Here is a 20,938-nt window from a genome sequence, read left to right as displayed (position 1 = left end):
GTGGGAGCCGGCTTGCCGGCGATTGGAACAACCGGGTTTTCCTGACCATCGCCGGCAAGCCGGCTCCCACAGGGTGGGGCCAACCAGCCCCGCAGCGGGTTCTCGATTGTTCATAAAAAGAGGTCCTATGCCCGTACGTCCGGTTCTAAGTCCTGAAGTCCTTCGCTGGCTGCCCTGGGTAGTGGCCATCGCGTTTTTCATGCAGTCGCTCGACGGCACCATCCTCAATACTGCACTGCCCGATATGGCCAGCGACCTGAAAGAAAACCCGCTGCGCATGCAAGGCGTGATCGTTGCCTACATGCTCACCGTCGCGTTGCTGATTCCGGCCTCAGGCTGGATCGCCGACCGCTTCGGCACCAAAAAAATCTTCTTCAGCGCCATCCTCCTGTTCAGTTTCGGTTCGTTGCTGTGCGCGCTGTCCGGCACGCTCAACGAGTTGATCGGCGCACGTATCGTCCAGGGCCTGGGCGGTGCCTTGATGCTGCCCATCGGGCGACTGGTGGTGCTCAAGGCTTATCCGCGTTCGGAGCTGGTGCGGATCATGGGCTTTATCACCATCCCCGGTTTGCTCGGCCCCCTGATCGGGCCGACCATGGGCGGCTGGATGGTGGAGTACCTGAGCTGGCACTGGATCTTCCTGATCAACCTGCCCGTCGGACTACTCGGCTGCTGGGCGGTCTGGCACTTCATCCCGGACCTGCGCGGCAGCGAGCGTACCCGCTTCGACACCTTGGGCTTTGTGCTGTTTGGCGCCGCGATGGTGTTTATCACCATTGCCATGGAAGGCCTGGGCGAGCTGCACATGCCGCACCTGCGGGTGATGTTGCTGCTGTTCGCCGGGCTGGCGTGCCTGGCGGCCTATTGGCTGCGGGCGGGCAATATCAGCAACCCGCTGTTCTCGCCGGTGTTGTTTAAAACCAGGACCTTTGCCGTGGGCATCCTGGGCAACCTGTTTGCCCGGCTCGGCAGCGGCGCCTTGCCGTTTCTGGTGCCGCTGCTGCTGCAAGTCGCCCTGGGCTATTCGCCGTCACAGGCGGGGATGAGCATGCTGCCACTGGCGGCGGCGGCGATGCTGGCCAAGTGGGTGGCGCGGCCGCTGATTGAGCGCGTGGGCTATCGCACCGTGCTCACGACCAATACCTTTGCGCTGGGCCTGATGCTGGCCAGCATGGGCCTGGTCACCGAACACACCCCTTATCCGCTGCTGCTGGGGATGCTGGCTGTTCTGGGCGCGATCAACTCGTTGCAGTTCACGGCCATGAATACCGTGACCCTGATCGACCTCGATGACGCCAGTGCCAGCAGCGGCAACAGCTTGCTGTCGGTGGTGGCGCAGCTGTCATTGAGCCTGGGCGTGGCATGCGCCGGTGCCCTGCTCGGCGGCTTTACCGGCGATGGCGGCGAAGAGGGGGTGGACACGGTACTTGGGGCATTCCAGCTGACCTTCCTGACAGTGGGCATCATGGCGATGCTGGCAGCCGCGATCTTCCTGCAGCTGTCACCCAAGGACGGGCGCAAGCCCAAGGCCAACTCCGAGCACGACCTGGAACATTAAGAACGCAACATCCCGCAGGAACGAGCTTGCCTCGCGAGCTTTTTAACAGCTCGCGAGCAATCGAGCGTCGAGCGGCTGCTCCTACAGGGTTGTCAGGGTTCAGATGACAACTCGTCCAGAATGTTCAGGCTAAGGCCATAGGGCTGTTACACTGCGCGACATTTTGTTTTGCAGGCCAGTCTCGTGACCACCATTGCCACCGCTTTTAACTCTCTGCCTCTGTCCGCCGCCATGCTGGCTAACCTCGACTCCCTCGGTTATGCCCAGATGACGCCGATCCAGGCGCAGAGCTTGCCGGTGATCCTCAAAGGCATGGACCTGATCGCCCAGGCGAAGACCGGCAGCGGCAAAACTGCCGCCTTCGGCATCGGCCTGCTGAACCCGATCAACCCGCGTTTCTTCGGTTGCCAGGCCCTCGTGATCTGCCCGACCCGCGAACTGGCGGACCAGGTTGCCAAAGAGATCCGCCGTCTGGCTCGCGCCGAAGACAATATCAAGGTGCTGACCCTGTGTGGCGGCGTGTCCTTCGGCCCGCAGATCGGCTCGCTGGAGCACGGCGCGCACATCATCGTCGGTACCCCGGGCCGCATCCAGCAGCACTTGCGCAAAGGCTCGCTGAAACTCGACGGTCTGAACACCCTGGTCCTCGACGAAGCCGACCGCATGCTCGACATGGGCTTCTACGATGCCATCGAAGACATCATTCGCCAGACCCCGGAACGTCGTCAGACCCTGCTGTTCTCCGCCACCTACCCGGTCGGTATCAAGCAGCTGTCGTCCAAGTTCATGCGCAACCCGCAGCAGGTAAAAGCTGAGGCCTTGCACACGGACAGCCAGATCGAGCAGCGTTTCTACGAAATCTCGCCTGAAGAGCGCATGGACGCCGTGACCAAAGTGCTCGCGCATTTCCGTCCGCAATCGTGCGTGGCCTTCTGCTTCACCAAGCAGCAGGTTCAGGAAACCGTTGATCACCTGACCTCCAAGGGTATTTCCGCCGTCGGCCTGCACGGCGACCTGGAACAGCGCGACCGTGACCAGGTGCTGGCGATGTTCGCCAACCGCTCGACTTCGGTACTGGTCGCCACTGACGTTGCGGCCCGTGGTCTGGACATCGATGCACTGGACATGGTGCTCAACGTCGAGCTGGCCCGTGATTCGGAAATCCACATTCACCGTGTCGGCCGTACCGGTCGCGCTGGCGAAAAAGGGGTGGCGATCAGCCTGGTTGCTCCGTCCGAAGCGCATCGCGCCCAGGCCATCGAGCAACTGCAGAAAGCCCCGCTGAACTGGGAAACCCTGGACACCCTCAAATCCCAGGGCGGCGCGCCATTGCTGCCGGCCATGAGCACTCTGGTGATTGGTGCAGGCCGTAAAGACAAGGTTCGCCCCGGCGACATCCTTGGCGCCCTGACTGGCGACGCGGGCATCCCCGGTGCCCAGGTCGGCAAGATCGCGATCTTTGACTTCCAGGCCTACGTGGCCGTTGACCGCACGATTGCCAAGCAAGCGGCCCAGCGCCTGAGCGAAGGTAAAATCAAGGGCCGCGTACTGCGCGTCCGGGTCTTGTAAGCCCAAGCGACACCCTTCTTGTGGGAGCTGGCTTGCCGGCGATGACAGCACTTCGGTGATTCAGATGCACCGGGTTGCTGCTATCGCCGGCAAGCCGGCTCCCACAATAGGTTCAGGCCCCAAGTAAAAATGAATTTTGTGAGGACACCGCTTTGCGTTCTACCGACGTTGTGATTATTGGCGCTGGCGCCGCAGGTTTGATGTGCGCGCTGACCGCTGCCGGGCGTGGGCGCAAGGTGATGCTGATTGACCACGCCAACAAGGCGGGCAAGAAGATCCTGATGTCGGGCGGTGGCCGCTGCAACTTCACCAACATGTACACCGAACCGAACAATTTCCTGTCGCAGAACCCGCACTTCTGCAAGTCGGCGCTGGCGCGTTATACCCAATGGGATTTCATCGAACTGGTCAGCAAGCACGGCGTGCCCTACCACGAGAAGAAACTCGGCCAGCTGTTCTGCGATAACAAATCCAGCGACATCCTCGAAATGCTCCTGAGCGAGTGCCAGCAGGCGGGCGTCAGCCTGCACCTGGACACCTCGGTGGAGCAGATCGAAAAGACCGAAACCGGCTACAGCCTCAAGACCACCCTGGATCAGTTGAACTGCCAGTCACTGGTGATCGCCACCGGCGGGCTGTCGATTCCGACCCTCGGCGCCACCGGTTTTGGCTATCAAGTGGCCAAGCAGTTCGGCCACACCTTGCTGGCGACCCGCGCAGGCCTGGTGCCATTCACCATCACCGATCAGCTCAAAGAGATTTGCACCGAACTCTCGGGCACTTCGGTGGACTGCCTGGTGAGCTGCAACGATCAGAGCTTCCGGGAAAATATCCTGTTCACCCACCGCGGTTTGAGCGGCCCGGCGATCTTGCAGATTTCGTCGTTCTGGAACTCCGGCGACACGGTTGAAATCAACCTGTTGCCCGACCTCGACGCGTTGAGCTGGCTGCAAACCCAGCAGGCCGAACGCCCGAACAGCGAGCTGAAAACCCTGCTCGGTGAGATTTTCACCAAGAAGATGGCCAACTTGCTGGCCGAGCACTGGTTTGTGTCCAAGCCCATGAAGCAATACACCCCGGCCGAACTGGCGGAAGTGGCTGACAGGCTGGCGTGCTGGAAAGTGGTACCGGCCGGCACTGAAGGCTATCGCACCGCTGAAGTGACACTGGGCGGGGTCGATACCCGTGAAGTGTCATCCAAGACCATGGAGTCGCTGAAAAGCCCGGGCTTGTATTTTGTCGGCGAAGTGCTGGATGTGAGCGGCCATCTGGGCGGTTTCAACTTCCAGTGGGCGTGGGCCTCCGGGTACGCGGCGGCACAGTTCGTCTGACGTCGTCATCCTGTAACCGCTGCCGAAGGCTGCGGCTACAAGGTCTGAGTCAAAAAATATTTACTGTCCAATGTGAAGAGTGTCATTGCGCTGTCGTCTTATCTGGCTCAATTTAGCGAATCACGAGTCAGGCACCGTCACCTCCATGTCATCGACCTCCTTTAGTCAGTCCCTGCGCCGTTTATGGGCACGGGACAAGTTCAGTTACAGCGTTCGCGTATTTATCGCCCTGACCGGCAGCATGGCTTTTTGCTGGTATCAGGACGAGATGTCACTGCTGATCCCGCTGTTCCTGGGGATTATCGCCAGCGCCCTGTCCGAGACCGATGACAGCTGGCAGGGCCGACTGAACGCGTTGCTGGTGACCCTGGTGTGTTTCAGCGCCTCGGCCTTCAGTGTCGAATTACTCTTCCCCTACCCCTGGTTGATGGTCTGCGCACTGGCGCTGGCCAGCTTCGGCCTGACCATGCTCGGGGCGCTGGGCGAACGCTACGGGGCGATTGCCTCAGCCACGCTGATTCTGGCCGTGTACACCATGATCGGGGTCGATCAACGCGGCGGTGAGGTGCTCAATTTCTGGCACGAGCCCTTGCTGCTGGTGGCGGGTGCAGCCTGGTACGGGCTGCTGTCGGTGCTGTGGCAGGCGCTGTTTTCCCATCAGCCGGTGCAGCAAAGCCTGGCGCGCCTGTTCTGGGAGTTGGGCCTGTACCTGAAGATCAAATCATCGCTGTTCGAGCCCGTGCGCAAACTGGATGTCGAAGCCGGCCGGCTGGAACTGGCACGCCAGAACGGCAAGGTGGTGGCCGCCCTGAACAGCGCCAAGGAAATCATTTTGCACCGGGTCGGCAACTCCAGGCCCGGGTCCAAGCTCAGCCGCTACCTCAAGCTGTACTTCCTCGCACAGGACATCCACGAACGCGCCAGCTCGTCCCACTACCCGTACAACGCGCTGGCCGAAGCGTTCTTCCACAGCGATGTGATGTTCCGTTGCCAGCGCCTGTTACGCCAGCAAGGTGTGGCCTGCCAGCGCTTGTCGGAGTCGATCAAGCTGCGCCAGCCATTCGTCTATGACGACAGTTTTGCCGAGGCGCTGGGCGACCTGCACGCCTCCCTTGAACACCTGCGCATCCAAAGCAACCCGGCCTGGCGCGGGCTGTTGCGTTCACTGCGCGCGCTGGCCGCCAACCTCGGTACGCTGGACCGCTTGCTGAGCGATGCCAGCAACCCCGACAGCCTTGCCGATGCCACCGACAGCAGCCTGCTGGACCGCTCGCCGCGCAACCTCAAGGATGTATGGTCGCGTTTGCGCCAGCACCTGACGCCCACCTCGCTGATTTTCCGCCACGCACTGCGTCTGCCGCTGGCGCTGTCCATCGGTTTTGCGATGGTGCACTGGATTCACCCCAGCCAGGGCTACTGGATCATCCTCACCACGCTGTTCGTGTGCCAGCCGAGTTACGGCGCGACCCGCCGCAAATTCAGCCAGCGGATCATCGGCACGGCCATCGGCCTGGCCGTGGGCTGGGCGCTGTTCGATCTGTTCCCCAACCCGCTGGTGCAATCGATGTTCGCGGTGGTGGCCGGGGTGGTGTTCTTTATCAACCGGACTACCCGCTACACCCTGAGCACTGCCGCCATCACCCTGATGATTCTGTTTTGCTTCAATCAGGTGGGCGACGGCTACGGGCTGTTTCTGCCGAGGCTGTTCGATACCCTGGTGGGCAGCGTGATTGCCGCCGCTGCGGTGTTCCTGTTCTTGCCTGACTGGCAGGGCCGGCGCCTGAATCAGGTACTGGCCAACACCCTGAGCTGTAACAGTCAGTACCTGCGCCAGATCATGCAGCAGTACGCCCAGGGTAAAAGCGACGACCTGGCCTACCGCCTGGCACGACGCAATGCCCATAACGCCGACGCCGCCCTGTCGACCACACTGGCCAACATGCTGATGGAGCCGGGACACTTCCGTAAGGATGCCGATATGGGCTTCCGCTTTTTGGTGCTCTCACACACCTTGCTCAGCTATTTGTCGGGCCTGGGCGCGCACCGCGACACCCAGTTGCCCAGCGAGATTCGCGAACACTTGATCGAAGGCGCGGGGCGCAGGATTGCAGACAGCATCGACCTGATTGCTCAAGGCCTGGCAACCAAACAAGCCGTGGCGGTGCAGAGTGACGAAGAAGAAGCACTGGCCAATGAGCTGGAACAGATGCCGGATGAGCTCGACGAAAGCCAGCGCCTGGTGCAAACCCAGCTGGCACTGATTTGCCGTCAGCTCGGGCCGCTGCGCACCCTGGCCGCGCATTTGATCAAAGCGCCGTAACGCTTGGCGCCACCGGGCTTCGGGCCTACTATCGGACGATCGTTTTCTCGAACAGGGACAGGCTTGTGACCACCACTCAATGGATGTGCAAACACCACACCGATCTGGGTAAGGAACAGCTCTACGCCATACTGGAGCTGCGTTCGGAGGTATTTGTCGTCGAGCAAAAATGCGCCTATCAGGACGTCGATGGACAAGACCTCAGTGGCGATACCCTGCACCTGATGGGCTGGCAGAACAACCAACTGGTGGCATACGCCCGGCTGCTCGATCCCGATTCCCAAGGCGGTGACGTGGTCATTGGCCGGGTGATCATTGCCCCCGCTGGCCGCGGGCAAAAACTGGGGCACGAGCTGCTGGCTCAAGCGTTGGAAAATATCGATGAGTACTGGGCCGGGCAACCAGTGTTCATGTCCGCCCAGGCTCATTTGCAGCCGTTCTATGAGCAGCACGGGTTTAGCGCCGAAGGCGAAATCTATCTTGAAGATGACATCCCGCACATCGGCATGCGCCGTCATCAAACACCTCAGGGGTAACCGAGTACCTGTTTGATCTGCGCCAGATGCTGGCCGATCCAGGCCTTATCGATGGCCCCCCAGCTGTGAATCTGATAGCGCCCGGCATGATTGCGGGCCCCGTCCTGCTGCTCGAATTCGCAGACAATGTCCAGGTCGGCCAGCGCGGCGATGGTGTCCTGGGCGGTACGGCGCGGCATACCGGTGACCTCGGTCAGGGCCGGTACGCTGCTGGCGATCTGGCTGTCGATCAACCAGGCCACGTACAAACGCCGGTAAAAGCTGCTTTTGGTTTTGCTGACTTCCATTCAGGACTCCTGATATCTGTGCTTGGCGACTACTAGTGCAGGCGCCTGCAGGTTGTCATCGACCAGCCTGCATGTCCCGCCACGTGAGGTACACCCGCAGGTCAAACTCCAGCTGGTGGTAATCCGGCTGCATGTATTCACACAGCTTGTAAAACGCCTTGTTGTGATCTGACTCCTTGAGGTGTGCCAGCTCATGGACCACGATCATTTTCAGAAACTCTGGCGCCGCCTCCTTGAACAGCGAGGCCACGCGCAGCTCTCTCTTGGCCTTGAGCTTGCCACCCTGGACCCGCGAAATGGTGGTGTGCAGGCCCAGGGCGCGGTGGGTCAGATCGAGCCTGTTATCAAACAGCACCTTGTCGAATGAAGGCGCATTGCGCAGGTGCTCCTGCTTGAGTTCCAGCGCATAGGCGTATAGGGCCTTGTCGCTTTGCACCGCATGACGCTGTGGATAACGCTCGCTCAGGTAGCTGCCCAGCTGATCGCGCTCGATCAGTTGGCGTACCTGATCCTGCAAGGTCTGGGGATAAGCCTGAAGGTATTTGAGGACTGTCATGGGGCGCCAACGTACAACATAAAAAGTGCGCCAGTGTAGCGAATTCAAGATTAAGCGGTGCCACCACTTTAGCTGGCCACCCGTCAGGCTTTATAAAGACTTCCCTTCCAAGCCCTGGTGTAGAGCCTTGCTACCGGTTTTATCCCTGTAAGTGCACTTTTTTAAGGCTCGTCATGATTGATCTGGCTACCTGGAACCTGAGTGTTCCTGTCGGCACCCCGCCTGCAACCATCACTACCCCCCGCCTGCTGCAAGGGTACAAGAACGCCTATTTCCACTCTGATACCGGCACCCTGTTTTTTTGGGTTCCGGTGACTGGCAGCAAAACCGAAAATGCCATTTACCCGCGCAGCGAATTGCGCGAAACCCAGGCCAACGGGACATTACGCAACTGGCTTTATCCCAGCGCCAACAACTTTTTGAACGCCACGCTGGCGGTCAACAAGGTGCCTTCATCGGGCAAAGTGGTGATCGGGCAAATCCATGCATTCCAGAGCCAGCAACCGCTGCTCAAGCTCGAGTACCAATACAAAGCCAGCACCAACAGCGGCAGTCTGGTGGCCAAAGTGCGCAACCGCCCCACTGACAGCTCAAGCAAAGCGGTGACATTGGCCGAGAATGTACCGCTGGGCAAAAACTTCACCTACGTGATCAACCTGACACCGGGCGGCACCTTGAATGTCAAGGCCGCCGGCAAACAGTGGAGCAGCAAGATCAGCGCCACCTGGCGCACCAAACCGCTGTATTTCAAGGCGGGCGCTTACGTCCAGGACAACACCGGCAATAGCAAGGAAGGCGCACAAGTCACGTTCAGCAAACTGGATATTGACCACAACAAAACCTGACGCCTGAGCCGTTAAGTCAGAGCTTTCCCTGAAATACGTAGGAAGCTTCCTGGAATACGAATTCGCCTCAAGTGCCACTTGCTGCGTTGAAAGTCACGGGGCTATCTTCTTGAGTCGTCCAAGTCTGCGGCTCGAATGATGGCCTGCGTGGAAAACCCATGAAAGCTTCCAAGCCCAAACGTACCAAGCGCGATGATCATCAACACGATGAAGCAACCCGGCGCATTCTTGATGTCCTGGGCACTGCACCCGCGGTGCTCGAGACCCTCAGCGCCACCCGGGCCCATAAAATCAGCCCCCGCTCTCCCTTTGCCGTGTTGCCTGACGTCACTGCCCTGGAGGCCTTGCTGCATGTATCGATCATGCTCAAGAGTGCCGAAGAGGTCTCGGATGAAATCACCGAAATGGCCAGCGGCATCGAGCGCGGGCTGGTGTGGTCGCTGGTGCATTCGGTGGAAATGGCCCGCTCGCTGGTCGATGCACTGCTCAAGGGCAATGGTGTCGACCCAGATGACATGCACAAAAAAGCCCGCATCGCTGCGGGCTCTGTCTAAACGCTTGGGTCTTAGTTGATCTTGGCGTTCAGCTCACCTTTGAGGTAGCGCTGGTACATGGCTTCGAGGGAGATCGGCTTGATCTTCGAGGCATTACCGGCAGTACCGAAGGCTTCGTAACGTGCAATACACACATCACGCATGGCCGTCACGGTGGCGCCGAAGAACTTGCGCGGGTCGAACTCGCTCGGGTTAGTGGCCATCAGGCGACGCATGGCGCCAGTCGATGCCAGACGCAGGTCGGTGTCGATGTTGACCTTGCGCACGCCGTGCTTGATGCCTTCAACGATTTCTTCTACCGGCACACCGTAGGTTTCTTTGATGTCGCCGCCGTATTCGTTGATGATCGCCAGCCACTCTTGTGGCACAGACGACGAACCGTGCATGACCAGGTGAGTGTTGGGGATGCGCTTGTGGATCTCTTTGATCCGGTCGATGGCCAGCACGTCACCGGTAGGTGGCTTGGTGAACTTGTAAGCGCCGTGGGAAGTACCGATGGCGATAGCCAGGGCGTCCACTTGGGTGCGCTTGACGAAGTCGGCCGCTTCTTCCGGGTCGGTCAGCATCTGGCTGTGATCCAGAACGCCTTCTGCACCGATGCCGTCTTCTTCGCCAGCCATACCGGTTTCCAGGGACCCCAGGCAACCCAGCTCGCCTTCAACCGACACACCGCAAGCGTGAGCCAGGGCAACAGTCTGCTGAGTGACACGCACGTTGTAGTCGTAGTCAGTCGGGGTTTTGCCGTCTTCGCCAAGCGAGCCGTCCATCATCACCGAGCTGAAGCCCAGCTGGATCGAGCGCTGGCAAACGTCAGGGCTGGTGCCGTGGTCCTGGTGCATGCACACCGGGATATGCGGGAATTCTTCGATTGCTGCCAGGATCAGGTGACGCAGAAACGGTGCACCTGCGTATTTACGCGCACCGGCCGAAGCCTGAACGATCACCGGAGAGTCAGTCTTGTCAGCGGCTTCCATGATGGCGCGCATCTGCTCAAGGTTGTTGACGTTGAAGGCTGGAACGCCGTAACCGAATTCGGCGGCGTGGTCCAACATCTGGCGCATGCTGATAAGTGCCATTGTGTGTGTCTCTCCCGGACGAGGGTCGTTAATCGTGCAAGCCTGCCGTAGCGGCGGCTGCTATTCAAGTTATTGCAGATCGGGGGCGGAGCCCCGAAATGCGGATTCTGTCTAGCTGAAACGTTACAGCTTCAGCTATAGCTACTCGCTGTTTAATGTGGGAGCTGGCTTGCCAGCGATGCAGGTAATACGGTCTGTCAGGCAAACCGCCTTGATGCCATCGCTGGCAAGCCAGCTCCCACAATATGTCTCACCCGCTTTACGGGCACCCGTGCTCTTTTGAAGGCCGGGGCGATTCGTATTTTTCCAGCGCCTCTGGCCCTGAGCGTTTATTGACCAGCGGCACGCTCTGCGCCTGCCAGTCTGCCTGGTAGCAACCACTCTCTTCAGGGGTTGCCGCCTCGGGCGCCGGCTTGCTCGAACCGGCGCAACCGGCCAAAAAGCCCGCAATCATTAACAGCGGTAACAACTTGACCATGTCCATGCTTCCTTTCAGGGCCTGAGTCATTTTCAGGCTTTGGCGCGGCTTTCCAGGATTTCAACGGCAGGCAATACCTTGCCCTCAACAAACTCAAGGAATGCACCGCCACCGGTGGAGATGTAAGAAATCTGATCGGCAATACCGTACTTGTCGATTGCAGCCAGGGTGTCGCCACCGCCCGCGATCGAGAATGCCGAACTTTCAGCAATCGCCTTGGCCAGGGTTTTGGTGCCTTCGCCGAACTGGTCGAATTCAAATACACCTACCGGGCCATTCCACAGAATGGTTTTGGACGACTTCAGCAGTTCAGCGAAGTGCGCAGCCGTTTGCGGGCCGATATCCAGAATCATGTCGTCTTCAGCTACATCGTCGATCAGCTTGACCGTTGCTACAGCCGATTCAGCGAATTGCTTGGCAACCACGACATCAGTCGGCAGCGGCACGTTGACCTTGGCCGCGATGGCGCGGGCGGTTTCCAGCAGATCCGGTTCGTATAGCGATTTACCCACCGGGTGACCCGCAGCGGCGAGGAAGGTGTTGGCGATACCGCCACCCACGATCAACAGGTCGCATATCTGGCTCAGGCTGTTGAGCACTTCAAGTTTGGTCGACACCTTGGAGCCGGCAACAATCGCTGCCATCGGCTTGGCCGGGGCACCCAGGGCCTTGCCCAGAGCTTCCAGTTCAGCTGCCAGCAACGGGCCTGCCGCTGCGACCTTGGCGAACTTGGCTACACCGTGGGTCGAACCCTCGGCGCGGTGCGCAGTACCGAACGCATCCATCACAAACACGTCGCACAGGGCGGCGTATTGCTTGGCCAGTTCGTCGGCGTTTTTCTTTTCGCCCTTGTTGAAGCGCACGTTTTCGAACAGCACGATCTCGCCGGGCTTAACGTCGACGCCATTGAGGTAATCGCTGACCAGCGGCACGTCGCGACCCAAGGCTTTGCTCAGGTACTCGGCGACAGGCTTGAGGCTGTTTTCAGCCGAGAACTCACCTTCAGTCGGGCGTCCCAGGTGCGAGCAGACCATGACAGCCGCGCCTTTTTCCAACGCCAGCTTGATGGTCGGCAGCGAAGCAAGGATGCGCGCATCGCTGGTGACAACACCGTCCTTTACCGGGACGTTGAGGTCTTCGCGGATCAGTACGCGCTTACCTTGCAGATCGAGGTCGGTCATCTTCAACACGGTCATGGGTCGCAGTTCCTGAGTTTCTAATGTTAGAGAACGGGTTTTTGGTGGGTTACGTGCAGATAGTGCTCTGCCACATCGATCATTCGATTGGCAAAACCCCATTCGTTGTCGAACCAGGCCAGCAAGTTCACCAGCCGGGGGCCGGAAACGCGGGTCTGGCTGGCATCAACAATCGCTGAATGCGGGTCATGGTTGAAATCACAACTGGCGTGCGGCAGTTCGGTATAGGCCAGCAAGCCTTTGAGCGGGCCGCTGGTGGCGGCCTCGCGCAGCACGCGGTTAACTTCCACAGCGTCCGTGTCGCGCGCCGTGACCAGGGTAATGTCCAGGCACGATACGTTTAGCGTCGGCACCCGAACTGCTTTGGCCTGGATTCGGCCGGCAAGTTCCGGCAATAAGCGTTCAATGCCTTTAGCCAGACCGGTGGAGACCGGAATCACTGACTGAAACGCCGAACGCGTACGACGCAGATCTTCGTGGTGGTAGGCATCAATCACCGGCTGATCGTTCATCGCCGAGTGAATGGTGGTGATCGACACGTACTCCAGGCCAAACGCCTGATCCAGCAAGCGCAACAGCGGCACGCCGCAGTTGGTGGTACAGGAGGCATTGGACACCAGCCGCTCTTCGCCGGTCAGCGTGTGCTGGTTGACGCCGTAAACAATGGTGGCATCGACATCGGCATCGCTGGCCATCGGTTGCGAAAACAGCACGCGGGGAGCCCCGGCATCAAGAAAGCGCTGTGCGTCGGCGCGGGTGTTGTAGACACCGGAGCATTCCAGCACCAGGTCCACGCCCAGCGCGGCCCAGTCGATCCCTTCCGGGGTGGCACTGCGGAACACTTTCACGCAGTCGCCATTGATATGCAGGCAGTCGCCTTCGATCCGTATCTCGCCGGGAAACCGGCCATGGGTGGAGTCGAAGCGCGTCAAATATTCGAGGCTGGCCATATCGGCCAAGTCATTGAGTGCAACAATTTCAAACCCGGCAGCAGCCCCTCGCTCAAACAACGCACGCAAGACGCAACGACCAATCCGGCCGTAGCCGTTGAGTGCAACTTTGTAAGGACGCGGTTGAGGCATGGGGTTCTCTTATATGCGGGTGAATCCGTCACCACAGCGATGGCGCCATTTATGCCATCGCGGGCAAGCCCGCTCCCACACATCGTCCATGTGGGAGCGCGCGTGCCCGCGACGGGGACAGGCGCACAAGGCTGAATTAGTCTTCCAGCAGCTCTTCAGCCTGACCCAGGATGTTTTCCAGGGTGAAGCCGAACTCTTCGAACAAGGCAGGCGCAGGCGCCGACTCGCCGTAGGTGGTCATACCGATCACGCGACCTTCCAGGCCCACGTACTTGTACCAGTAGTCTGCATGGGAGGCTTCGATCGCAATCCGCGCGCTGACCTGCAGCGGCAGAACCGACTGCTTGTAGCCTGCGTCCTGAGCTTCGTAAACGCTGGTGCATGGCATGGAAACCACGCGCACCTTGCGGCCCTGTTCAGTCAGCTTCTCGTAAGCCTGAACCGCCAGGCCCACTTCGGAACCGGCCGAGATCAGGATCAGTTCAGGCTCGCCTGCACAGTCCTTGAGCACGTAACCGCCACGATTGATGTCGGCGATTTGTGCAGCATCACGGGTTTGGTGGTTAAGGTTCTGACGGGAGAAGATCAACGCGGACGGGCCGTCGTTGCGCTCCAGAGCGAATTTCCAGGCCGCTGCGGATTCCACCGCGTCGGCCGGACGCCAGGTGTCCAGGTTCGGCGTGGTACGCAGGCTGGTGAGTTGCTCCACCGGCTGGTGCGTCGGGCCGTCTTCGCCCAGACCGATGGAGTCGTGGGTGAATACATAGATCACACGCTGCTTCATCAGGGCCGACATGCGGATGGCGTTACGGGCGTATTCCATGAACATCAGGAAGGTAGCGCCGTAAGGCACCAGGCCGCCGTGAAGGGCGATGCCGTTCATGATGGCGCTCATGCCGAACTCACGTACGCCGTAGTACATGTAGTTGCCGCTGGCGTCTTCAGCCGAAACACCTTTGCAGCCTTTCCACAGGGTCAGGTTGGAGCCGGCCAGGTCAGCAGAGCCGCCCAGCAGTTCCGGCAACAGCGGGCCAAAGGCGTTCAGGGCGTTCTGGCTGGCTTTACGGCTGGCGATGGTTTCGCCTTTGGCAGCCACTTCATTGATGTAGGCAGTGGCCTTGGCATCGAAGTCAGCTGGCAACTTGCCGCTCAGGCGACGGGACAGTTCTGCAGCCAGCTCCGGGAACTCGGCCGCGTAGGCTGCAAAGCGCTTGTCCCACTCGGACTCGGCAACAGCACCGGCTTTCTTGGCATCCCATTCGGCATAGATATCAGCCGGGACTTCAAAAGGACCGTGGTTCCAGTTCAGTGCCTTGCGGGTCAGGGCGATTTCTTCCAGGCCCAATGGAGCACCGTGGCAGTCTTCTTTACCCTGTTTGTTCGGCGAGCCGAAACCGATGGTGGTTTTGCAGCAGATCAGCGTTGGCTTGTCGCTTTTGCGTGCAGTCTCGATCGCGGTTTTGATTTCTTCCGGGTCGTGACCGTCAACGTTGCGGATGACTTGCCAGTTGTAGGCTTCGAAACGCTTTGGCGTGTCGTCGGTGAACCAGCCTTCAACTTCGCCATCGATGGAGATGCCGTTGTCATCGTAGAACGCGATCAGTTTGCTCAGGCCCAGAGTGCCGGCCAAGGAGCCAACCTCGTGGGAAATGCCTTCCATCATGCAGCCATCACCCATGAATACGTAGGTGTGGTGGTCGACAATGTCATGGCCTGGACGGTTGAACTGCGCGCCCATGACTTTTTCTGCCAGGGCAAAACCCACGGCGTTGGCGAAACCCTGGCCCAGAGGACCGGTGGTGGTTTCTACGCCCGGCGTGTAGCCCAGCTCCGGGTGGCCCGGGGTACGGCTGTGCAGTTGACGGAAGTTTTTCAGGTCTTCGATCGACAGGTCGTAGCCGGTCAGGTGCAACAACGAGTAGATCAGCATCGAACCGTGGCCGTTGGACAGCACGAAGCGGTCACGGTCAGGGAACGAAGGGTTGCTCGGGTTGTGCTTCAGATAATCGCGCCACAGTACTTCGGCGATATCTGCCATACCCATTGGGGCACCGGGATGGCCGCTGTTGGCTTTTTGCACGGCATCCATGCTGAGTGCACGAATGGCGTTGGCACGCTCACGACGGCTGGGCATCGCTGTTCTCCTGGGTTTGGTAAAAACGAATTTAAATAAAACGGAACGCAAAAAAGGCGAGCATTTTCCCTCAGGCACTGCCCTCGGGGCAATGACAGATAGTCACTTGGGGCGTTTTTCCTGTGCTTAACCGTTCAACCTGTTAAGGATCGGACATTTCGTTTCGTTAATAGACACAACCCATCCGACAAACGCACCACCTATCAAGCAATATCGAAAAGTTTTGATATTGAACTTGCGAGGCGCGAACCGGGTAACTAGACTGCGGCCCATGAACTTACCCGCGCCTTCAATCCGCCCTGACGATTGCGACGAGCTCTCGGCCCTGTGCAAGGCTGGAGGCGACCCGCTGCGACTGAATGTATTGCGCGCGCTGGCCAACGATTCGTTTGGCGTGCTGGAGCTGACCTATATTTTCGCCACCGGCCAGTCAGGCATGAGCCACCACCTCAAGGTGCTGGCACAAGCGGATCTGGTTGCAACCCGGCGCGAAGGCAATGCGATTTTTTATCGCCGCGCCCTGCCTCACACCGAACTGCCGGGCGGCAAGCTGCATGCGGCGCTGCTGGAAGAAGTCGACAACCTGACGCTGCCCGCCGATGTACAAGCACGCATCAGTGCCGTCCATGGGCAACGTGCAGCGGCCAGCCAGGATTTTTTCTCCCGTATTGCCGAAAAGTTTCGCGCCCAACAGGATTTAATCGCAGGTTTGCCACAGTACCGGGATAGCGTCCTGGCCTTGCTCGACAAACTAAGCTTCAGCCCAGCGGCCACGGCCCTGGAAGTGGGTCCCGGCGATGGCAGTTTCTTGCCTGACCTGGCCCGTCGCTTTCACCAGGTCACGGCACTGGACAACAGCCCGGCGATGCTTGAACTGGCCCGCCAGTTGTGTGAATGCGAGTCACTGGACAACGTCAGCCTGATTCTGGCCGACGCTTTGCAGGATGCACAGCTGCAGGCCGATTGCGTCGTGGTGAACATGGTCTTGCACCATTTCGCCGCACCGGCCGAAGCATTCAGGCAACTGGCCAACTTGTTGCAACCTGGCGGTAGCCTGCTGGTAACAGAGTTGTGTAGCCATAATCAGGCGTGGGCCCGCGAAGCTTGCGGTGATTTGTGGCTAGGTTTTGAACAAGATGATCTGGCCCATTGGGCCACCGCTGCGGGACTCGTTCCCGGGGAAAGCCTCTATATAGGCTTACGTAATGGTTTCCAGATTCAGGTCCGCCACTTTCAGCGGCCGGCTGGCGACACTCACCATCGGTAAATATTAGGAAACCGTCGAGATGAGCGAATACTCCCTTTTCACCTCCGAGTCCGTGTCTGAAGGGCATCCGGACAAAATCGCCGACCAGATTTCTGATGCGGTGCTGGACGCCATCATTGCTGAAGACAAGTTCGCCCGTGTGGCGTGCGAAACTCTGGTGAAAACCGGCGTAGCAATCATCGCAGGCGAAGTCACCACTTCGGCCTGGGTTGACCTGGAACAGATCGTTCGCGATGTGATCACCGATATCGGCTATACCAGCTCCGACGTTGGCTTCGACGGTGCGACCTGCGGCGTGATGAACATCATCGGCAAGCAGTCGCCCGACATCAACCAGGGTGTTGACCGTGCCAAGCCTGAAGATCAGGGTGCCGGCGACCAGGGGCTGATGTTCGGCTACGCCAGCAACGAAACTGACGTGCTGATGCCGGCACCGATCACTTTCTCCCACCAGCTGGTTCAGCGTCAGGCCGAAGCCCGCAAATCCGGCCTGCTGCCGTGGCTGCGTCCGGACGCCAAGTCTCAGGTTACTTGCCGCTACGAAGGCGGCAAGGTTGTAGCGATCGACGCCATCGTACTGTCGACCCAGCACAACCCTGAAGTCTCCTACAAAGATCTGCGCGAAGGCGTGATGGAGCTGATCGTCAAGCATGTGCTGCCAGCCGAACTGCTGCACAAAGACACTCAGTTCCACATCAACCCGACCGGCCAGTTCATCATCGGTGGCCCGGTGGGCGACTGCGGCCTGACCGGGCGCAAGATCATCGTTGACACCTATGGCGGCATGGCCCGTCACGGCGGCGGCGCGTTCTCGGGCAAGGATCCATCCAAGGTTGACCGTTCGGCGGCTTACGCAGGCCGTTACGTGGCTAAAAACATCGTGGCAGCCGGCCTGGCCGAACGTTGCGAGATCCAGGTTTCCTACGCGATCGGCGTCGCTCAACCGACTTCGATTTCGTTGAATACCTTCGGCACCGGCAGAATCTCCGACGACAAAATCGTCAAGCTGGTACGTGAAGTATTCGACCTGCGTCCATACGCCATCACCACCATGCTTGATCTGCTGCACCCGATGTACCAGGAAACTGCAGCTTACGGCCACTTCGGCCGCACGCCACAGACCAAGACTGTTGGCGACGACACCTTCACCACGTTCACGTGGGAGCGTACCGACCGCGCTGAAGAACTGCGCGCTGCTGCCGGCTTTTAACTAAAGCGGCTGCACAAAAAGCCCCGGACAGGCGACTGTCCGGGGCTTTTTTGTGTCTGCAGCAGTTGCCAACTGCCAGCGATCACCCAGGGTGATCTAGCAAATGTAATACCCGGTAAAGCTCCTGATACGCGGCTCAAAAAACCTTCACTAGCCTTAAGCATTCTTCCAGGGCAAGGACGCTCAAGATGCTCGCCACACTTCGACTTATTTGCGGGTTCTGGCTCGCGCTCCTGACATTCAATACACAGGCTGGGATCTGCCCCGACAAGGCCGACTATCAAGCTCTGCAACAGCAACTGCAAACCTGGGACGACAGCTACCACCGCCTCGGTATGTCACAGGTCACCGATGAGGTTTACGACCACTCGCGCACCCGCTTTGAAGGCTGGCAGCACTGCTTCAAGCCTTCTGTTGTCGACAACCCCCTGAAAACGGCAGGCGGCAGTATTCCTCATCCCGTGACCCATACCGGCCTGCTGAAGCTGCCCGATGAAAAGGCGGTCCGGGAATGGATCAGGGGACGCCAGGATCTGTGGGTGCAACCCAAGGTCGATGGTGTGGCCGTGACCCTGATCTACCGGCAAGGGCAACTGCACCGGGTCATCAGCCGGGGGGACGGGCAAACCGGGCAAGACTGGAGCCGTGCGGCACGCTCCATCAGAGCCATTCCGCGGCAACTGCCACAACCTGTGGACATCGTGTTGCAAGGCGAACTGTATTGGCGCTTGCCCGGCCATATACAAGCCGGATCCGGCAGCCTGAATGCCCGCAGCACAGTCGCCGGCCTTATGGCGCGTCATCAACTCAATAGTGAGCAAGGGCAAGGCATCGGCCTGTTTGTCTGGGACTGGCCCGAAGGTCCCGATACCCAGGCCGAACGGCTCGCCCAACTGAGTGGCCTGGGCTTTGCCGACAGTCAAACCCTGAGCCAGCCTTTCGACAGTTTCGAACAGGCCCGGCAGTGGCGCGAGCACTGGTACAACAACCCGCTGCCGTTTGCCAGTGATGGCCTGGTGTTGCGCCAGAGCCGGCGCCCTGCGGCCGATCGCTGGCAGGCAAAACCGCCAAACTGGGCCGCGGCCTGGAAATACCCGCACGTTCAAGCGCTCAGCGAAGTCCGCAAAGTGACCTTCAACATTGGCCGCACCGGGCGCATAACCCCTATCCTGGAACTGAAACCGGTGCGCTTTGATGACCGCACCATCAAGCGCATCAGCACAGGCTCCTTCAGGCGCTGGCAGACCCTGGATATCCGGCCCGGTGATCATGTCGCCATCAGCCTGGCGGGCATGACCATCCCACGCCTGGACAGCGTGGTGTCGCGTGCCAGTAACAGAGTTGAAGTACAGGCACCCGACCCCGATAGTTTCAACGCGCTCAGTTGCTGGCAATTGGTACCCGGATGCGAAAGCCAGTTTTTGGCTCGCTTGAGCTGGCTCAGCGGCAAAAAAGGTTTGGCCATGCCATTCGTCGGCCCCGGCACCTGGAATACATTGATTCAGGCCGGACTAATCAAGAATCTGACCGATTGGTTAGCCCTGGATGCCGCGCAGCTTGCTAACATTGCCGGCTTGGGCGAGCGAAGCAGCACCCGCTTGCTCAACAGTTTGCATGATGCCCGGCAACAACCGTTCGAACGCTGGGTGCGGGCTATCGGCCTGCCGCCCACTGCGGGGGCGCCTCTGGGCCAGTCATGGCAAGCGCTGGTTGCACGCGACGCCCTGGCCTGGCAGCAACAACCGGGTATCGGCGCCAGCCGCGCAGTTCAGGTGAATGCTTTTTTGCAGGACCCGAATGTTCAGGCTGTAAGTGAAGAATTACGCGCTGCCGGTATTGCCGGTTTCGACTAGAAACCCCAAATCGGCAGTATTACTTTATAAAATTGTATTGATTGTCATCTTTTGTCATGGAGCTCTTTATGAAACTTTTTTCCCCTCTCGCCCTGTTTACTGCCTGCAGCCTGCTGGCTGCTCCGCTCATGGCTGCAGAGCCGGCACCGGAACTGACGGGCTGCGCGGCCAAGAAGCAAGACATCAGCCAGCAACTTGAACAAGCTCGCGCCCACAACAATTCCGGTCAAATTGCGGGTCTGGAAAAAGCCTTGAGCGAAATGACTGCCAATTGCACCGACGCGGGCCTGAAGAAAGAACGCGAGAACAAGGTGCTGGACGCCAAGCACGAAGTCAGCAAGCGTCAGGCTGACCTGGAAAAAGCCATTAAAAAAGGCGATCCGGAAAAGATCGACAAGCGCAAAACCAAACTGGCCGAGTCGCGCAAAGAACTGCAAGAAGCGCTGGATCAGCTGGATAAATAAGCCCCCTCTGCAGGAGCGAGCTTGCTCGCGAGCCCTTCAACATGATCGCGAACAGCTCGCGAGCAAGCTCGCTCCTACAGAACAGGTTGCAGCTTCATCCCACTCAGTGGTTACGAAATTCCTTGTGACACCCGCTGCAGGTGTCTTCAACTTTCTGCATTGCAGGCGTCAAGTTGCCGGTTTTGTAGGGCTGTATCCGGCTGGCGACCACCAGTTCGCCAGTAGCGGCTTCAAGCTGGCGAGCCAATTCCTGAAAGCGTGCCTGTTTTTTCCAGACATTATCGGTAGCGCTGGTTTGATCGGACTCCTTCACTTGAGGAAAATGCTTCCACGGCTCATGAGCCAGGGCATCAAGCTTGATCGCTCCCTCGGTAAAGCGCGGTCCGTCAAAGGCAATCCTTCCACGCAACATGCCACCCAGGTCTTCGCTGGTCTTGAGCATTTGCTTGAAAATCGCTTTACGCTGGCCCAGCGGCGAGTCCGGATCAACTCCACCACACGCCGACAGCGTCAGGCAGACCAGCATTACAACAGTCAGTCGTTTAACAATCATGGTGGCTCACGTCACAGAAATCGGTCGCCAGTATCCTCGCGTTATACACAAACACCAACAGCCCTATTG

General features: G+C 59.2%; 19 protein-coding genes. 11 read left to right on the top strand and 8 right to left on the bottom strand.

Features of this window, described 5'->3' with window-relative positions; translation table 11 throughout:
* Positions 1 to 127 precede the first annotated feature (127 nt).
* The 5 genes from mdtD to AOC04_RS21905 all read left to right on the top strand — a co-directional run bounded on the left by mdtD (position 128) and on the right by AOC04_RS21905 (position 7,314).
* Positions 128 to 1,558 (top strand): multidrug transporter subunit MdtD, encoded by a 1,431-nt coding sequence (gene mdtD, locus AOC04_RS21925; RefSeq protein WP_060696639.1) that lies wholly within the window; start codon positions 128 to 130, stop codon positions 1,556 to 1,558.
* A gap of 231 nt (positions 1,559 to 1,789) precedes the next feature.
* The gene (gene dbpA, locus AOC04_RS21920; protein ID WP_232286864.1) at positions 1,790 to 3,127 is read left to right on the top strand and encodes an ATP-dependent RNA helicase DbpA; all 1,338 of its coding nucleotides are present in this window, start codon (positions 1,790 to 1,792) and stop codon (positions 3,125 to 3,127) included.
* Between the two features lie 152 nt (positions 3,128 to 3,279).
* Positions 3,280 to 4,458, top strand: coding sequence for a BaiN/RdsA family NAD(P)/FAD-dependent oxidoreductase (locus AOC04_RS21915; RefSeq protein WP_060696638.1), 1,179 nt, complete (start codon positions 3,280 to 3,282; stop codon positions 4,456 to 4,458).
* A 145-nt stretch (positions 4,459 to 4,603) separates the two neighbouring features.
* Positions 4,604 to 6,778 carry a YccS family putative transporter gene (gene yccS / locus AOC04_RS21910; RefSeq protein ID WP_060696637.1) on the top strand — a complete coding sequence of 725 codons (2,175 nt, stop codon included), beginning with the start codon at positions 4,604 to 4,606 and terminating at the stop codon, positions 6,776 to 6,778.
* An 83-nt stretch (positions 6,779 to 6,861) separates the two neighbouring features.
* Positions 6,862 to 7,314, top strand: coding sequence for a GNAT family N-acetyltransferase (locus tag AOC04_RS21905; RefSeq protein ID WP_060696636.1), 453 nt, complete (start codon positions 6,862 to 6,864; stop codon positions 7,312 to 7,314).
* Here the strand turns inward: AOC04_RS21905 and AOC04_RS21900 are convergent.
* Positions 7,305 to 7,601, bottom strand: a complete 297-nt coding sequence (locus AOC04_RS21900; RefSeq protein ID WP_060696635.1) for a winged helix-turn-helix domain-containing protein — start codon at positions 7,599 to 7,601, stop codon at positions 7,305 to 7,307. The two genes, AOC04_RS21905 and AOC04_RS21900, sit on opposite strands and share 10 nt — an antisense overlap.
* A 55-nt stretch (positions 7,602 to 7,656) precedes the next feature.
* Positions 7,657 to 8,157 (bottom strand): M48 family metallopeptidase, encoded by a 501-nt coding sequence (locus tag AOC04_RS21895; RefSeq protein WP_060696634.1) that lies wholly within the window; start codon positions 8,155 to 8,157, stop codon positions 7,657 to 7,659.
* A 173-nt stretch (positions 8,158 to 8,330) separates the two neighbouring features.
* On the opposite strand from AOC04_RS21895, the gene AOC04_RS21890 reads away from it, so the two are divergent.
* Positions 8,331 to 9,002 carry a polysaccharide lyase family 7 protein gene (locus AOC04_RS21890; RefSeq protein WP_060696633.1) on the top strand — a complete coding sequence of 224 codons (672 nt, stop codon included), beginning with the start codon at positions 8,331 to 8,333 and terminating at the stop codon, positions 9,000 to 9,002.
* Between the two features lie 158 nt (positions 9,003 to 9,160).
* A complete protein-coding gene (locus AOC04_RS21885) occupies positions 9,161 to 9,556 on the top strand; it encodes a hypothetical protein (RefSeq protein WP_060696632.1) in 396 nt (131 codons plus the stop codon).
* 11 nt (positions 9,557 to 9,567) lie between these two features.
* Here AOC04_RS21885 and fba read toward each other — a convergent pair whose 3' ends face one another.
* The 5 genes from fba to tkt all read right to left on the bottom strand — a co-directional run bounded on the left by fba (position 9,568) and on the right by tkt (position 15,522).
* Positions 9,568 to 10,632 (bottom strand): class II fructose-bisphosphate aldolase, encoded by a 1,065-nt coding sequence (gene fba / locus AOC04_RS21880; RefSeq protein ID WP_060696631.1) that lies wholly within the window; start codon positions 10,630 to 10,632, stop codon positions 9,568 to 9,570.
* Between the two features lie 259 nt (positions 10,633 to 10,891).
* Positions 10,892 to 11,110 (bottom strand): hypothetical protein, encoded by a 219-nt coding sequence (locus AOC04_RS21875; RefSeq protein ID WP_060697006.1) that lies wholly within the window; start codon positions 11,108 to 11,110, stop codon positions 10,892 to 10,894.
* 32 nt (positions 11,111 to 11,142) lie between these two features.
* Entirely contained in the window at positions 11,143 to 12,306 is a 1,164-nt protein-coding gene (locus AOC04_RS21870; RefSeq protein ID WP_060696630.1) for a phosphoglycerate kinase, read from the bottom strand.
* A gap of 26 nt (positions 12,307 to 12,332) precedes the next feature.
* Complete coding sequence (gene epd, locus AOC04_RS21865) at positions 12,333 to 13,388, bottom strand: erythrose-4-phosphate dehydrogenase (protein WP_060696629.1); 1,056 nt, start codon at positions 13,386 to 13,388, stop codon at positions 12,333 to 12,335.
* A gap of 136 nt (positions 13,389 to 13,524) precedes the next feature.
* A complete protein-coding gene (tkt, locus tag AOC04_RS21860) occupies positions 13,525 to 15,522 on the bottom strand; it encodes a transketolase (RefSeq protein ID WP_060696628.1) in 1,998 nt (665 codons plus the stop codon).
* Between the two features lie 271 nt (positions 15,523 to 15,793).
* On the opposite strand from tkt, the gene AOC04_RS21855 reads away from it, so the two are divergent.
* The 4 genes from AOC04_RS21855 (at position 15,794) to AOC04_RS21840 (ending at position 20,316) form a co-directional block, all read left to right on the top strand.
* Complete coding sequence (locus AOC04_RS21855) at positions 15,794 to 16,789, top strand: ArsR/SmtB family transcription factor (protein WP_060696627.1); 996 nt, start codon at positions 15,794 to 15,796, stop codon at positions 16,787 to 16,789.
* 19 nt (positions 16,790 to 16,808) lie between these two features.
* A complete protein-coding gene (gene metK, locus AOC04_RS21850) occupies positions 16,809 to 17,999 on the top strand; it encodes a methionine adenosyltransferase (RefSeq protein ID WP_060696626.1) in 1,191 nt (396 codons plus the stop codon).
* Positions 18,000 to 18,187: 188 nt separating this feature from the next.
* Positions 18,188 to 19,852: an NAD-dependent DNA ligase LigB gene (gene ligB, locus AOC04_RS21845; RefSeq protein ID WP_060696625.1), complete on the top strand. Its 1,665-nt coding sequence runs from the start codon at positions 18,188 to 18,190 to the stop codon at positions 19,850 to 19,852.
* Positions 19,853 to 19,920: 68 nt separating this feature from the next.
* On the top strand, positions 19,921 to 20,316 hold the full coding sequence (locus AOC04_RS21840) for a DUF1090 domain-containing protein (protein ID WP_060696624.1): 396 nt from the start codon (positions 19,921 to 19,923) through the stop codon (positions 20,314 to 20,316).
* A 103-nt stretch (positions 20,317 to 20,419) separates the two neighbouring features.
* Here the strand turns inward: AOC04_RS21840 and AOC04_RS21835 are convergent, their stop codons facing one another.
* Entirely contained in the window at positions 20,420 to 20,869 is a 450-nt protein-coding gene (locus AOC04_RS21835; protein ID WP_060696623.1) for a c-type cytochrome, read from the bottom strand.
* Between the last annotated feature and the right edge of the window lie 69 nt (positions 20,870 to 20,938).

This window comes from Pseudomonas versuta, from assembly GCF_001294575.1.
Lineage (GTDB): Bacteria > Pseudomonadota > Gammaproteobacteria > Pseudomonadales > Pseudomonadaceae > Aquipseudomonas > Aquipseudomonas versuta.
The sequence above is the reverse complement of the archived record's forward strand: the minus strand, read 5'-3'. Positions and strand labels throughout refer to the sequence as shown.

Bases quoted from the DNA above. Each gene is read 5' to 3' on its own strand.
- mdtD (WP_060696639.1), top strand. From the start codon at position 128: ATGCCCGTACGTCCGGTTCTAAGTCCTGAAGTCCTTCGCTGGCTGCCC.
- tkt (WP_060696628.1), bottom strand. From the start codon at position 15,522: ATGCCCAGCCGTCGTGAGCGTGCCAACGCCATTCGTGCACTCAGCATG.
- ligB (WP_060696625.1), top strand. From the start codon at position 18,188: ATGCTCGCCACACTTCGACTTATTTGCGGGTTCTGGCTCGCGCTCCTG.
- epd (WP_060696629.1), bottom strand. From the start codon at position 13,388: ATGCCTCAACCGCGTCCTTACAAAGTTGCACTCAACGGCTACGGCCGG.
- AOC04_RS21855 (WP_060696627.1), top strand. From the start codon at position 15,794: ATGAACTTACCCGCGCCTTCAATCCGCCCTGACGATTGCGACGAGCTC.
- AOC04_RS21895 (WP_060696634.1), bottom strand. From the start codon at position 8,157: ATGACAGTCCTCAAATACCTTCAGGCTTATCCCCAGACCTTGCAGGAT.
- yccS (WP_060696637.1), top strand. From the start codon at position 4,604: ATGTCATCGACCTCCTTTAGTCAGTCCCTGCGCCGTTTATGGGCACGG.
- AOC04_RS21905 (WP_060696636.1), top strand. From the start codon at position 6,862: ATGTGCAAACACCACACCGATCTGGGTAAGGAACAGCTCTACGCCATA.
- AOC04_RS21885 (WP_060696632.1), top strand. From the start codon at position 9,161: ATGAAAGCTTCCAAGCCCAAACGTACCAAGCGCGATGATCATCAACAC.
- AOC04_RS21890 (WP_060696633.1), top strand. From the start codon at position 8,331: ATGATTGATCTGGCTACCTGGAACCTGAGTGTTCCTGTCGGCACCCCG.
- AOC04_RS21900 (WP_060696635.1), bottom strand. From the start codon at position 7,601: ATGGAAGTCAGCAAAACCAAAAGCAGCTTTTACCGGCGTTTGTACGTG.
- AOC04_RS21875 (WP_060697006.1), bottom strand. From the start codon at position 11,110: ATGGTCAAGTTGTTACCGCTGTTAATGATTGCGGGCTTTTTGGCCGGT.
- metK (WP_060696626.1), top strand. From the start codon at position 16,809: ATGAGCGAATACTCCCTTTTCACCTCCGAGTCCGTGTCTGAAGGGCAT.
- AOC04_RS21840 (WP_060696624.1), top strand. From the start codon at position 19,921: ATGAAACTTTTTTCCCCTCTCGCCCTGTTTACTGCCTGCAGCCTGCTG.
- AOC04_RS21870 (WP_060696630.1), bottom strand. From the start codon at position 12,306: ATGACCGTGTTGAAGATGACCGACCTCGATCTGCAAGGTAAGCGCGTA.
- fba (WP_060696631.1), bottom strand. From the start codon at position 10,632: ATGGCACTTATCAGCATGCGCCAGATGTTGGACCACGCCGCCGAATTC.
- AOC04_RS21835 (WP_060696623.1), bottom strand. From the start codon at position 20,869: ATGATTGTTAAACGACTGACTGTTGTAATGCTGGTCTGCCTGACGCTG.
- dbpA (WP_232286864.1), top strand. From the start codon at position 1,790: ATGCTGGCTAACCTCGACTCCCTCGGTTATGCCCAGATGACGCCGATC.